This is a genomic window from Micrococcus sp. CH7 (assembly GCF_001595485.1).
Taxonomy (GTDB): Bacteria; Actinomycetota; Actinomycetes; order Actinomycetales; family Micrococcaceae; genus Micrococcus; species Micrococcus luteus.
This window is the reverse complement of the sequence record NZ_LOSQ01000021.1, coordinates 55684-69133: the sequence shown is the minus strand read 5'-3', so window position 1 is coordinate 69133 and position 13450 is coordinate 55684. Positions and strand designations below refer to the sequence as shown.

Genomic DNA, 13450 nt, shown 5'->3' with positions numbered 1-13450 from the left:
CGGCGCGGACGGGGCCGGCGGCACGGCCGGCCACCCCATCCTACGGCGACGGCGCCCCGGCCCGGCCGCAGGGCCGCTCCGAGACGCCGTGCCCGGCCGGGCACGCGGTTTCAGGCGGAGTGGCTGCCGCCTGCCGGACGCTCGGGCCCGGCGTCGGGACCGGGGCGCGCCCCTCCGGAGGTGAGCGCGTCGTCCTCCTCGAGCACCTGGGCGACCTCGTCCTCGAGGGCCTCCGTCACCGCGTCCGGGGCCGCCACGGAGTCCCCGACCGCCTCCTGCAGCTGCACTGCGTGCTGGGCCGTGAAGGTCTTCTCCGGATGCTCACGCAGGCGGAGCAGCGCGAGCAGGCGCAGACGCAGCCCCGACTCGGCGGAGATCTGCCGGCGGTGGGTGAGCCACCAGACGAGGAGCACGAGCGCGAGCACGATCCCCAGGTGGCCCAGCGCCGGGTAGACGACGTTCATCAGGTCGCCGAAGCCGACGAAGCTCACCGCGAAGGCCAGCAGCGTGACGCCGGCGAACACGGGCCGGTAGCGGCCCGGGCGGTCGGCCGTGAGGCGGCGTCCCAGCGCGTAGAACATGCCGATCGCGGTGTTGAAGATCATCAGGTAGATCACCACGACCATCGCCCAGCCCAGCCAGGGCGCGATCGAGGCGAACAGCCGCAGCATGGGGACGTCGGCGCGGCCGATCTCGGCGTAGCCGAGGTAGAGCAGCGTGGAGGCCATCAGGAGCAGGGCGGTGTACATCAGGCCACCGGTGAGGCCGCCGAGGAACGCCTCCCGGGGGTGAGTGATGGACCCGCCGATCACGAGGCACATGGACACGGCCATCACGACGACGAGGCCGAAGTAGTTGACCGAGGACAGCCACCACGGGTCCACCGGCGTGGTGGCCTGGACGGCGAGGGACTCGTGGGCGGTGAAGCCGCCGTCGCGGGTGACCAGGACGTGGACGAACCCGGCCACGACCGCGACGACCACCAGGGGCGTGATCAGGGAGATGATCGCGGAGACCTTCTCCACGTCCAGCATGCCCGTCACGAGCACGAGCAGGGTCATCAGGGTGGAGCCCGCCCACGTCGGCCAGCCGAACTGCTGGGCGAGCGTCGAGCCCGCCCCGGCGAGCATGACGACGCCGATCGCGAAGAGCGTCACCGTCACCACGACGTCCAGGATCCGGGCCATCACGGGGTGCGAGACGCTGCGGAAGACGACCTTGTGGTCGGCCGCGAGGAACACGCTGCCCAGCTGGAGGATGACGGCGCCGCCGGCGGTGACGAGCAGGCCGGCCAGTCCCGCGCCCACGACGCCGATCCAGCCGAAGCCCACGAAGTACTGGATGACTTCGGCGCCGGTGGCGAAGCCGGCGCCGACGAGCAGGCCGACGAAGGCGAGGGCGATCTTCAGGGATCTGAGCGCGACGGGGTGCTGCACGCATGGGCCTTTCGTGGGGGACGGGGTGCGCCCGTGCGGGCCCCGGGACCGAGGACGGGCCGGAGTACGGTAGGCACGCGCGCGCCATCGTGGCCAGGACCAGGCGTCGCCGGGTTCCGGGCAGCGTGGCCTCAGGCCCACCCCAAGGCCGCCCTCCCGCTGGCACGCCGCGGTCGCGATCAGGCCGAGCATCTCGGCGGACCCCGTCCCCGCGTCCAGCGGAGACGAGGCGCCACGGCGTCGGCGGTCGAAGGCCTGGCTAGGGTGGGGACGTGCCTGTCCCGACGCCGTCCGCCGCCCCGGGCCCGCCCGTCCGCCTGCGCGATCTGCTGCGCCCGCCCGCGGCGCCCGCCGATCCCCGCGTGCTCACGGGCCACCCGGCCCGGACGCCCCGCCGGCACACCCTGGCCGTCCCGGACCCCGTCAGCGGGATCCGGTCGTCCGTGGCCGTGTGGGAGTACACCCCCGTTCCGGTGGCCGCGCCGGGATCGCCCGGCGCACCCGAGGGGGACGCGGCCGCTGCCCCGCTCGTGTTCGTGCACGGCTTCCGCGGGGACCACCACGGCCTCGCCCTGCTGGCCGACGCGCTCCCGGAGCATCCGATCCACTCGATCGAGCTGCCCGGCTTCGGGGCTTCGGAGCCCTTCCCCCACGCCGAGCACACCGTGGCCCATCACGCGGACGCGGTGGCCACCGTCGTCGCCGCCCTGGGTCTGCGGGCGACCCCCGTGCTGGTCGCGCACTCCTACGGGACGACGGTGGCGGCCGAGCTGGTCGCGCGGGACCCGTCCCGGTGGGGACGGCTGGTCCTGCTCAACCCCATCGCCGAACCCGCGCTGGAGGCGTCGGCGTCCGTGTCGAGTCGGGTGCTGGCGGCCGTCGCCGAGGGGTACTACGAGGTCGCCGCCCGCCTGCCCGAGCGCCCGGCGCGGCTGCTGCTGGGCGCGCCGCCGGTCGTGTGGGTGACCACGCTCGCCATGACCCGCACCAGGGACAGGGATGTCCTCGCGTACACCCATGACCAGCACCGGCGCCACTTCTCGGACTTCGCCTCCGCACGCATGCTCTCCGAGGCGTACCGCGCCTCGAGCACGGGCTCCGTGGCCGACGTCGCCGCCCGCCTCAGCCTGCCGGTGCTGCTGGTCGCGGGGCGGGAGGATCCGCTGGGCTCGGTGCCGGCACAGGAGGCGCTCGCCGCGGCGATCGACGACGCGGGCGGCACGGCGGAGCTGCACGTCCTCGACGGCGTCGGGCATCTGCTGCACTACGAGCGGCCGGCCGCCTGTGCGGCGTTGATCCGCGACTGGCTCCGCCGCGCCGGCCGCTGACGCCGTCATCGCCCCGGCGTCGCCGCGCTCCGGCCCCTCGGGCTGCGGGTCGGTCCGGCCGCCCCCTCAGAGCACCCCGGCCGGGTCGAGCCGCACCCGCACCGGGGCGGTCTCCCGCCGAGCGCTCGCTGCGGACCGGGCGGCGCGCAGGGCGCCGACGGTGGCCTCGGCCGCCGCGTAGGGGAAGATCAGCAGGGCGCGGGAGCGGGTCTCGTCGGCGGGGTCCGGCACCGGCCCAATCCAGGGCAGCCGCGCCGGGCCGCCATCGAGCGGGGCCGAGTGCGGATCCTCGTGGACGTCCTCGTCCGGCCGTTCCCGGCGGGCGGCCTCCACGAGCTCGAGGTACTCCGCGACGGCGGCGGCCTCCCCCGTGACCTCTGCGAGGCGGCCGGCGGGAGGCAGGTGCAGCTCGCGCCGCTCGGCGACCTGGCGCGCGGCGAAGCCGTCGGGGTCCCGTCGGACGAGCGCGTTCACCGCCTCCCCCGCGTCCGCGGTGACCACCACGACGCCCCCGTCGGAGGCGGGGCGGACCAGGCAGGCGGCCGCGAGCCAGCGGGCGAGCACGCGGCCCGGCACGTCGAGGCCCTCGCGCTGGAGCTGGCTGTCCCCGTCGAGCAGCAGGGCGGCCGCGTAGCCGTCGGGCGTCGCCGGCTCGGCCCCCACGGTCGCCACCACCAGGGAGGGCCCGGGCGGCACCGAGCCGAGCATGTGCTGCGCCGAGGAGGCGTGCACGGGCACGCGCGGGAACGCCCGGCCCAGCTCCTCGGCCGTGCGGTCCACGCCGCGGGCGCCGGCCCGCAGCGTCGTGCCGCCGCACTCGGTGCACCGGAAGCCGCGCTCCCGGGTGCCGCACCACCGGCAGGCCACCTCCCCGTGCCGGGCGGCCCGCGCGTCGCGGAAGCCCAGCGGCCCCGCGCAGACGCGGCAGCGGGCGGGCGTGCGGCACCGTTCGCACACGAGGGCGGGGATGAAGCCGGCCCGGGCCACCTGCACGAGCACCGGGCCCGGCCGTGGCCCGAGCAGCGCGGCGCGGGCGGCGGCCCAGGCGGCCTGCGGCAGCCGCGCCCGCTGCGCGAACGGGTCGCGCGCCGTCTCCCAGGCGTCGGCGGTGGAGACGACCCGTGGCCCGAGCTCGCGCTGGGTCGCGCGGGAGGGGCCCAGGTGCAGCAGCCAGCCCGACTCGACGAGCCGTTGCACCGGGACGGACCGGGAGGGCCCGGCGAAGAGCAGCGCCGCGCCGGTCGCGCGGGCCCGCTCCAACACGACCTCTCGGGCGTGGAAGTAGGGCGCGCGGGGTTCTGCCCACGCGTCGTCGCCGTCGTCCCAGAGCACCACCAGCCTCAGGTCGCGCACGGGCGACCACACGGCGGCCCGGGTGCCGGCCACGATGCGCCGGGTGCCGCGCAGCGCGGCCAGGTGGGCGCGGTACCGGGGCGTGTTGCCGTCCTCGGAGCCGATCCGCGCGTAGGCGTCCTCCCCCACGTGCTCGTCGAGGGCGGCGCAGAGCCGGTCGAGGTCGCGGTGGTCGGGCACCAGCAGCAGGACGCCGCCGTCCGAGGCGGCCACCGTGCGCGCCAGAGCGGCCAGCGCGCCCGCCTCGTCCCATTCGAACAGGCGCGAGGGCACGACGGCGGCCGCCCGCGCGGCGTCCCCGGCCAGCACGGCGGACACGAACGCGGTGCCCCCCTCGAGGGACTCCCACACCGTGGGCACGAGGCCCTCCTCCGCCGCGGGAGGCTCCGGGCGCTCGGCGTCCGTGCCGGTCAGCGTCACAGGGTGGTCCGCGGCGGTTTCCGCGTCCTCCGCCAGGGCGGCCTTCTCGACCTGCGCAACGCGCGGGGGCACCGCGGCCCGCAGCACGTCCGTGACGACGCCGGCCTGGCGGCGGGCCACCGCGCGCGCGGTCGCCAGGACCTCCTCCGTCAGCGGCGGGATGACGGTGAGCACGCCGGTGAGCTCGGTGAGCTGGGCGCCGGTGGCCGGCTCCTGCTCCCGCGAGACGAGCCAGCCCGTCATGGCCCGTCCGCCGAAGCGGACGGACACGCGGGAGCCGGGGACCGCCCGGTCGTCCAGGGCCACGGGCACGAGATAGTCGAACTCGCGGTCCAGGTGCGGCACGGGCGAGTCCAGCAGGACGCGTGCGATCGGCCGCTCCGGCCACCCCTCGGCCCGCTCCGGCAGTCGGGGCGCGTCCTCCGGCTCCGGGAGGGCGAACAGCGCGTCTGTGATGCCCGCCTCCGGGTCAGAGGCCGGCGGCAGCGCGCAGCTGCTCGACGCGGTCCGTGCGCTCCCACGTGAAGTCGGCGTCGTCCCGGCCGAAGTGGCCGTTCGCGGCGGTCCGTCGGTAGATGGGCCGCAGGAGGTTCAGCTCCTTCACGATGGCGGCCGGACGCAGGTCGAACACCGCGTTCACGGCCTCGATGATCTTCTCCTCCGGCACCGTGGCCGTCCCGAAGGTGTCCACGTACAGGCCCACGGGCCGGGCCGAACCGATCGCGTAGGCCACCTGGAACTCGGCGCGCGAGGCGAGGCCGGCGGCCACCACGTTCTTCGCGACCCAGCGGAGCATGTAGGCGGCGGAGCGGTCCACCTTGGACGGGTCCTTGCCGGAGAAGGCGCCGCCGCCGTGCCGGGCCATGCCGCCGTAGGTGTCCACGATGATCTTGCGACCGGTGAGGCCGGCGTCGCCCACGGGGCCGCCGATGACGAACTTGCCGCCCGGGTTGATGATGATCCGCATGCCGGAGGTGTCGAGGCCGGAGCGCTCGATGACGGGCCGGATCACGTGCTCCTCCACGTCCGCCCGCAGCTGCTCCTGCGTGACCCACTCGTGGTGCTGCGTGGAGACCACCACGGCCTCGACCGTGGTGGGCACGTGGCCGGGCGCGTAGCCGATGGTGACCTGCGTCTTGCCGTCCGGCAGCAGGTACGGCATGGGCGTGTTCTCCGCCCGGCGCACCGCGGTGAGCCGCTCGGAGAGCCGGTGCGCGAGGTAGATGGGCATGGGCATGTACGCCGGGGTCTCGTCCGTGGCGTAGCCGAACATGATGCCCTGGTCCCCCGCGCCCTGCTCGTCCACCTCGTCCGCCGAGCCGTACTCGCGGGCCTCGAGGGACCGGGAGACGCCGGCGAAGATGTCCGAGGACTGCTGGCCGATGGAGATGTTCACGCCGCACTGGGCGCCGTCGAAGCCGTTGGCCGAGGAGTCGTAGCCGATGTCCAGGATGGTCTCGCGCACGATCCTGGGGATCTCCACGTACGCTGAGGTGTTCACCTCGCCGGCCACCTGCACCAGGCCGGTGGTGGTCAGGGTCTCCACGGCCACCTTCGCCGACGGGTCGGCGGCGAGGATCGCGTCCAGGATGGCGTCGGAGATCTGGTCGCAGATCTTGTCGGGGTGGCCCGCCGTGACGGACTCGGAGGTGAAGAGGCGGAGCTCTCCGCCGCCCACCCCCGAATACGGGTCGGCGTGGCGGGCGGGGCTCAGCGAGGCGGCATCGGTCATGCCGCACAGTCTAGGTCAGCGGCCCGACGCGCCGGCGGGGTCGCGACCGGCGAGGTCATCCACGATCGCCTGCACGACGGCGGCCGCCGCCTGGTCCTTGGAGCCCACGGTCTCCACGGCGGGGCGGCCGTCGGCGAACAGGATGGTCACGGCGGTCTCGTCCCGGCCGAACACCTTGTCCGTGCCGACCTCGTTGACCACGAGCATCTCGCAGCCCTTGCGCGCCAGTTTGGCCCGGCCGTACTCGAGCACGGAGGACGTCGCGTCGCCGGTCTCCGCGGCGAAGCCGACGATGAGCGGGGCCATGGGCCCGCCCTCGGAGCGGGTCCGCACGGCCGTGGCGAGCACGTCCGGGGTGCGCTCGAGCACGATGACGGGCGCGCCGCCGTCGTCGCCCTTCTTCATCTTGGCGTCGGAGACCTCGGCCGGTCGGAAGTCCGCAACGGCCGCCGCCATCACGAGGACGTCGGCGTCGGCGGCCTCCGCCAGCACGGCCTCGAGCAGGTCCTGCGTGGACTCCACGGGCACGACGCGCTCGACGCCCTCGGGCGTCGGGACGGACATGGACCCGGCGACGAACCGCACGGTGGCGCCGGCCTCGAGGGCGGCGCGCGCCAGGGCGGCCCCCTGCTTGCCGGAGGAGCGGTTCCCCAGGTAGCGGACCGGGTCCAGCGCCTCGCGGGTGCCCCCGGCCGTGATCACCACGGTGCGACCGGCCAGCGGGCCGGGTGTCGGCTCGGCGTCGGACCCGGAGGCCCGGGGACGGCGCGGGGCGCCCGCGGCCGCGGCGGCCTGCACACGCTCCCAGATCTCGGCGGGCTCGGGCAGCCGCCCGGCGCCGGAGTCGGCCCCGGTGAGCCGGCCCACGGCGGGGTCCACGACCGTGACGCCGCGCTCGCGCAGGAGGGCGACGTTGGCGACCGTGGCGGGGTGGTGCCACATCTCGGTGTGCATGGCGGGGGCCAGGACGACGGGGCACGTGGCGGTGAGCAGCACGTTGCCCAGCAGGTCGGGCGCCATCCCCGCGGCGGTGCGCGCGAGCAGATCGGCGGTGGCCGGCGCGACCACCACGAGGTCCGCACGCCGGCCGAGCCGGACGTGGTTCACCTCGTCGACCGCCTCGAACGTGTCCGTGCGGACCGGGCGACCGGAGAGGGCCTCCCACGTCGCCGCGCCCACGAACTCGAGGGCGTTGGCGGTGGGCACCACGGTCACGCCGTGGCCGGCCTCGGTCATCAGGCGCAGCAGCAGCGCCGCCTTGTAGGCCGCGATGCCGCCGCCGACCCCGAGGACGATCTCCATGACGGGCTCAGGCCTCCGGGGCGTCCTCGGAGGTGCCCTCCTCGGCGCGCACCGTCTCGGCGGCCTCCTCGATGGCGGCGGGATCGCCCATCGGCTGGTGGGCGTCGGCCGACTCGAGGGTGGCGAACGGGTCGTCCTCGCCCGGCAGGGAGAAGTCGCCGAAGTCCTCGGCGGCCAGGTCGGCCTCCGGGGTGGCCTCGACGGCCTCGCGGGACACGAGCAGGTCGGCCTCGATCTCGCGCAGGGCGATGGACAGCGGCTTCTCGTTCAGCTGGGTGTCCACGAGCGGGCCGACGTACTCGAACAGCCCCTCGTGCAGCTGCGAGTAGTAGGCGTTGATCTGCCGGGCCCGCTTGGCGGCGAAGAGCACCAGGGCGTACTTCGAGTCGACCCGCTCCAGCAGGGAGTCGATGGGCGGGTTGACGATGCCTTCGTACTGTTCGGTCACGGGGTCTCCAAAGTCTTCATCTCACTGTCACGTCGGCGCCGGGTGCGGCGTCGGTGCGGCCGGTCCTCAGGCCTCGGTCGGACGGCGCTCGGGGTCCAGCCCCATGAGTCTCACCAGTTCCTCGGCGGCCCGCTCCACGCGGTCGTTCACGACGACGGCGTCGAACTCGGGTTCCGCGGCGAGTTCCAGTCTAGCCGTTTCGAGCCGGCGGCGCTGTTCCTCCGGGCTCTCGGTGCCGCGGCCGAGCAGCCGGGACACGAGTTCCTCCCAGCTCGGCGGCGCCAGGAACACGAAGGTGGCCTCCGGCAGCGCACGGCGGACCTGGCGCGCTCCCTGCAGGTCGATCTCCAGCAGGACGTGGCGGCCCTGCGCCACGGCCTCCATCACGCGGTCGCGCCGCGTGCCGTAGCGGTGGACGCCGTGCACGACGGCCCATTCCAGCATCTCGTCCGCCTCGACGAGGGAGTCGAACTCCTCCGGCGTCGTGAAGTAGTAGTGCACCCCGTCCTCCTCGCCCGGGCGCGCCGGGCGGGTGGTGGCGGAGACGGACAGCCAGGCCTCGGGGTAGTGCTCGCGGACATAGGCCGACACGGTGCCCTTGCCGACGGCGGTGGGGCCGGCCAGGACGGTGACGCCCGGGCCCGGGGGGCGTTCCTGGACGGCGGTGCGGGCCACCGGGACGGCGGGGGCGGGTCCGGGGTCGAACGTGTCGGTCACGCATCCTCCGGGTGGGGCGGGCCTCGCAGACCCGTCACCCGGGCCGGCGCCGACCCGCCGGGATGTGGGGGTCACCGGCCAATATAGGCGATCAGCGCCTCGCGCTGACGACGGCCCAGGCCGCCCAGCCGACGCCGCGGCGAGATGCCGCACCCCGCCATCGCCTCCCGGGCCCGGACCTCGCCCACGCCCGGCAGGGCCAGCAGCAGGTCCACGGTCCGCAGACGGGCGACGGCGTCGTCGGCGTCCGCGCGCGCGAAAATGTCGGCCAGGCCGACCTCACCGGCGGCGAAGGCCGCCTTGAGCTCCGCCCGCGCCTGGCGGGCCTGGAGGGCCTTCCTCCGGGCCTCCGCCCTCTCCTGCACACTGAGCTGCCGCAACGCCATGGGTCTGACCTCGATGCCTCTCGTTCCCCACCGGCCCCGTCGTGACCCTTCCATGGTCAAGGACGACGAGCACAGCCGATCGAAAGGGAAGATACCATCCCGTCCACACGGCACGGGCGCGCCGGGAGGACGCGGGCGTCACCGCAGGGCGGCGCGATTCTCCTCGATCGTGTCCACCAGCGAGGCCACCGACGGGCCCGCGCTCAGGATGCCGCGGGACGAGGTCGCCAAGACCTGCGGCCAGGCCGTCCCGAAGTCGGCCCGCATGCCCCGGGCCGTGGCGCCCTGGGCACCGAACCCGGGCGCCAGCAGGGGCCCGCCGAGGGCCGGCAGGTCCAGGCCGAGGCGGTCCGCCTCGGCGGCCACCGTGGCGCCCAAGACGAGTCCCACCGGCCCCCACGCGTCGTCGCCGCGCAGGGCCGCGTTCTCGGCGGCCGCCGCCGCGGCGATGCGCCGGGCGACCGATCCCTCGGCCGACCCCTCGCCCACGTGCTGGACCTCGCGGCCCTCCGGATTGGAGGTCAGCGCGAGGACGAACACGCCGCGGCCGGCCTCGTGGGCGGCGCGGATGGTCGGCACGAGGGTGCCGAAACCCAGGTACGGGCTGAGCGTCACCGCATCCGCGGCCAGGGGCGAGGCGTCGGCGATCCACGCGGCGGCGTAGCCGTCCATGGTGGAGCCGATGTCACCGCGCTTGGCGTCCGCGATCGTGAGCACCCCGGCGTCCCGGGCGGCCGCGAGCAGCCGCTCCAGGGCCGCCAGGCCGGCCGATCCGTGGCGCTCGTACAGCGCCACCTGGGGCTTGATCGCCGCCACGCGGGGCCCCTCGGGACCCACCGCCGCCTCGAGGGCGGTTAGGGAGAACGCCTCGAGGCCCGCCGGGGTGTCGCTCAGGCCCCACTGCCGCAGCAGGCCCGGATGGGGGTCCACGCCGAGGCACAGCGGACCGGCCGTCTCCATGGCGTGGGCCAGCCGCCGCCCGAAGGGGGCGCGGGGCCCCGCGCCGCCCGTCGCCGTCGTGGTCACGCCGCGGCCTCCGGACCGGCGACAGCCTGCTGCAGGCGCGCGTCGTGCTCCTGCAGTGAGGTGACGGACCACTCGTAGGACCGCATGGCCTCGATGGCCTGCAGGCACGCCCCGAACTCGGCCGTGGTCGTGATCACCGGCACGCCGAGCGACGTCGCGGCCGCGCGGATCTCGTAGCCGTCCGTGCGGGCGTCGCCGCCGGAGGGCGTGTTCAGCACGAGATCGACGGTGCCGGCGTGCAGCTGCTCCAGCACGGTGCCCGCGCCGTCCTCGTGCCCGGCGTCGGCGATCTTCGCCACGACCTCCGCGGGGATGCCGTTGCGCCGCAGCACCTCGGCGGTGCCGCCGGTGGAGACCACCTGGAAGCCGAGGTCGACGAGGCGCTTGGCCTGGCCCACGAGGGTGCGCTTGTCCCGGTTCGCGACCGACACGAACACGCGCCCCGAGGTGGGCAGCGGGCCGCCGGCGGCGGACTGGGACTTGGCGAACGCGGTGTCGAAGTGCTTGTCGATGCCCATGACCTCGCCCGTCGAGCGCATCTCCGGGCCCAGCAGCGAGTCGACCACGCGGCCCTCCGCGGTGCGGAAGCGGGTGAACGGCAGCACCGCCTCCTTGACCGCCACGGGCGCGCCGATCGGCAGGGTGCCGCCGTCGTACGCCGTGGGCAGCATGCCGGCCGCGCGCAGGTCGGCGATGCTCTCGCCGACGCCGATCCGCGCGGCCGCCTTGGCCAGCTGGACGCCCGTGGCCTTCGAGACGAACGGCACGGTCCGCGAGGCGCGCGGGTTCGCCTCGATCACGTACAGCACGTCCGAGGCGAGCGCGAACTGGATGTTGATCAGGCCGCGCACGCCGACGCCGGCCGCGATCCGCTCGGTGGCGCGGTGCACGCGCTCGAGCACGTCCGGGCCCAGGGTGACGGGGGGCAGCACGCACGCGGAGTCGCCCGAGTGGATGCCCGCCTCCTCGATGTGCTCCATGACGCCGCCGAGGTACAGCTCGGTGCCGTCGTAGAGGGCGTCGACGTCGATCTCGATCGCGTCCTCGAGGAAGCGGTCCACGAGCATCGGCTGGTCGGGGGTGATCTCCGTCGCGTGCTCCACGTAGTGGGCCAGCGCCTCCTCGGAGTACACGATCTCCATGCCGCGGCCGCCGAGCACGTAGGAGGGGCGCACGAGCACGGGGTAGCCGATCTCGTCCGCCACGCGCTTGGCGTCGTCGAAGGAGACGGCCGTGCCGTTCTTCGGCGCCACCAGGCCCGCGCGCTCGAGCACGAGCGCGAACTCACCGCGGTGCTCGGCCAGGTCGATGGCCGCGGGCGAGGTGCCCAGGATCGGCACGCCGGCGTCGGCGAGCTGCTGGGCCAGCTTGAGCGGGGTCTGGCCGCCGAGCTGCACGAAGACGCCGCGCACGCCGCCGGAGGCCTCCTCTGCCGCGATGACCTCCAGGACGTCCTCGAGCGTGAGCGGCTCGAAGTAGAGGCGATCGGAGATGTCGTAGTCCGTGGATACCGTCTCCGGGTTGCAGTTGACCATCACGGTCTCGTAGCCGGCCTCGCGCAGCGCCATGGTGGCGTGCACGCACGAGTAGTCGAACTCGATGCCCTGGCCGATCCGGTTCGGGCCCGAGCCGAGGATGATCACCGACTCGCCCTCGTGCGGGGCGACCTCGGTCTCGAGGTCGTAGCTGGAGTACCGGTACGGGGTGAAGGCCTCGAACTCGGCGGCACAGGTGTCCACGGTCTTGTAGACGGGGCGCACGCCCAGGGCGTGACGCACGCCGCGCACGACCGCGGCGTCCATGTGCCGCAGCGAGCCGATCTGGGCGTCGGAGAACCCGTGCCGCTTGGCGCGGCGCAGCAGGGCCTCGTCGAGGACCTCGGCGTCGCGGATCTCGTCCGCGACCTCATTGATGAGCACGAACTGGTCCAGGAACCACGGGTCGATCGCGGTGGCCTCGAAGGCCTCCTCGATCGTGGCGCCGGCGTAGAGCGCCTGCTGGGTCTGGGAGAGCCGGTCGGCGGTGGCCGTGCTCGCCGCCGCGAGCAGGGCCTGCGGGTCGGCGTCCTGCGGGAACGCGAGCTCCGAGCCCTTCTGCTCGAGCGAGCGCAGGGCCTTCTGCAGGGCCTCCGTGAAGTTGCGGCCGATGGCCATGGCCTCGCCGACCGACTTCATGGTGGTGGTCAGCGTGGGATCCGCCGCCGGGAACTTCTCGAACGCGAAGCGCGGGACCTTCACGACCACGTAGTCCAGGACCGGCTCGAAGGACGCCGGGGTCTTCTGGGTGATGTCGTTGGGGATCTCGTCCATCGTGTAGCCCAGGGCCAGCTTGGTGGCGATCTTGGCGATCGCGAAGCCGGTGGCCTTCGAGGCCAGCGCCGAGGAGCGGGAGACGCGCGGGTTCATCTCGATGACGACGACGCGCCCGTCCACGGGGTTCACCGCGAACTGGATGTTGCAGCCGCCGGTGTCCACGCCGACCTCGCGGATGACGTTGATCGAGATGTCCCGCAGCTTCTGGTACTCGCGGTCCGTCAGCGTCATGGCCGGGGCCACGGTGATGGAGTCGCCGGTGTGCACGCCCACGGGGTCCACGTTCTCGATGGAGCAGACGACGACGACGTTGTCGTTCTTGTCCCGCATCATCTCCAGCTCGTACTCCTTCCAGCCGAGGATGGACTCCTCGAGCAGGACCTCGGAGGTCGGGCTGTACTGCAGGCCGGCGCCGCAGATGCGGTACAGGTCGGCCTCGTCGTAGGCCATGCCGGAGCCGAGGCCGCCCATCGTGAACGAGGGGCGCACCACCACGGGGTACTTCAGGTCCTCGACGGCGGCCAGGGCCTCCTCCATCGTGTGCACGATGTGGGACCGGGCGGATTCGCCGCCGGCACGCTCCACGACGCCCTTGAACAGCTCGCGGTTCTCGCCGAGCTCGATGGCCTCGATGTTCGCGCCGATCAGCTCGACGCCGAAGCGCTCGAGCACCCCGTCCTTGTCGAGGGCGATGGCGGTGTTCAGCGCCGTCTGGCCGCCCAGGGTGGGCAGCAGGGCGTCCGGGCGCTCCTTCTCGATGATCTTGGCGACCACGGCCGGGGTGATGGGCTCGACGTAGGTGGCGTCGGCCAGCTCCGGATCGGTCATGATCGTGGCCGGGTTGGAGTTGACGAGGACGACGCGGACGCCCTCCTCCTTGAGGACGCGGATGGCCTGGGTGCCGGAGTAGTCGAACTCGGCGGCCTGGCCGATCACGATGGGGCCGGAGCCGATGACCAGGACGGACTTCAGGTCGGTGCGCTTGGGCAT

Annotated in this window: 10 protein-coding genes; 1 reads left to right on the top strand and 9 read right to left on the bottom strand. The window is 74.3% G+C overall.

Annotated elements, in window-relative coordinates; genetic code table 11:
- Nucleotides 1-110 precede the first annotated feature (110 nt).
- Nucleotides 111-1436 carry a membrane protein gene (locus tag AUV08_RS06030; RefSeq protein ID WP_036336588.1) on the bottom strand — a complete coding sequence of 442 codons (1326 nt, stop codon included), beginning with the start codon at nt 1434-1436 and terminating at the stop codon, nt 111-113.
- 272 nt (nt 1437-1708) lie between these two features.
- On the opposite strand from AUV08_RS06030, the gene AUV08_RS06025 reads away from it, so the two are divergent.
- Nucleotides 1709-2764, top strand: a complete 1056-nt coding sequence (locus AUV08_RS06025; RefSeq protein WP_036336590.1) for an alpha/beta fold hydrolase — start codon at nt 1709-1711, stop codon at nt 2762-2764.
- 66 nt (nt 2765-2830) lie between these two features.
- Here the strand turns inward: AUV08_RS06025 and AUV08_RS12345 are convergent, their stop codons facing one another.
- The 8 genes from AUV08_RS12345 to carB all read right to left on the bottom strand — a co-directional run bounded on the left by AUV08_RS12345 (nt 2831) and on the right by carB (nt 13450).
- Nucleotides 2831-4894, bottom strand: a complete 2064-nt coding sequence (locus AUV08_RS12345; RefSeq protein ID WP_167755869.1) for a primosomal protein N' — start codon at nt 4892-4894, stop codon at nt 2831-2833.
- Between the two features lie 112 nt (nt 4895-5006).
- Nucleotides 5007-6269 (bottom strand): methionine adenosyltransferase, encoded by a 1263-nt coding sequence (gene metK / locus AUV08_RS06015; protein ID WP_036313737.1) that lies wholly within the window; start codon nt 6267-6269, stop codon nt 5007-5009.
- A gap of 15 nt (nt 6270-6284) precedes the next feature.
- Entirely contained in the window at nt 6285-7571 is a 1287-nt protein-coding gene (coaBC, locus tag AUV08_RS06010; protein ID WP_061867306.1) for a bifunctional phosphopantothenoylcysteine decarboxylase/phosphopantothenate--cysteine ligase CoaBC, read from the bottom strand.
- Nucleotides 7572-7578: 7 nt separating this feature from the next.
- Complete coding sequence (gene rpoZ, locus AUV08_RS12340; protein ID WP_010078603.1) at nt 7579-8019, bottom strand: DNA-directed RNA polymerase subunit omega; 441 nt, start codon at nt 8017-8019, stop codon at nt 7579-7581.
- Between the two features lie 66 nt (nt 8020-8085).
- Nucleotides 8086-8736 (bottom strand): guanylate kinase, encoded by a 651-nt coding sequence (gene gmk, locus AUV08_RS06000; protein WP_010078602.1) that lies wholly within the window; start codon nt 8734-8736, stop codon nt 8086-8088.
- A gap of 71 nt (nt 8737-8807) precedes the next feature.
- Nucleotides 8808-9122, bottom strand: a complete 315-nt coding sequence (gene mihF / locus AUV08_RS05995; protein ID WP_010078601.1) for an integration host factor, actinobacterial type — start codon at nt 9120-9122, stop codon at nt 8808-8810.
- A 138-nt stretch (nt 9123-9260) separates the two neighbouring features.
- Nucleotides 9261-10148 carry an orotidine-5'-phosphate decarboxylase gene (gene pyrF / locus AUV08_RS05990; protein ID WP_036336596.1) on the bottom strand — a complete coding sequence of 296 codons (888 nt, stop codon included), beginning with the start codon at nt 10146-10148 and terminating at the stop codon, nt 9261-9263.
- Nucleotides 10145-13450 carry a carbamoyl-phosphate synthase large subunit gene (gene carB, locus AUV08_RS05985; RefSeq protein ID WP_061867307.1) on the bottom strand — a complete coding sequence of 1102 codons (3306 nt, stop codon included), beginning with the start codon at nt 13448-13450 and terminating at the stop codon, nt 10145-10147. Before carB ends, pyrF begins: the two co-directional genes overlap by 4 nt.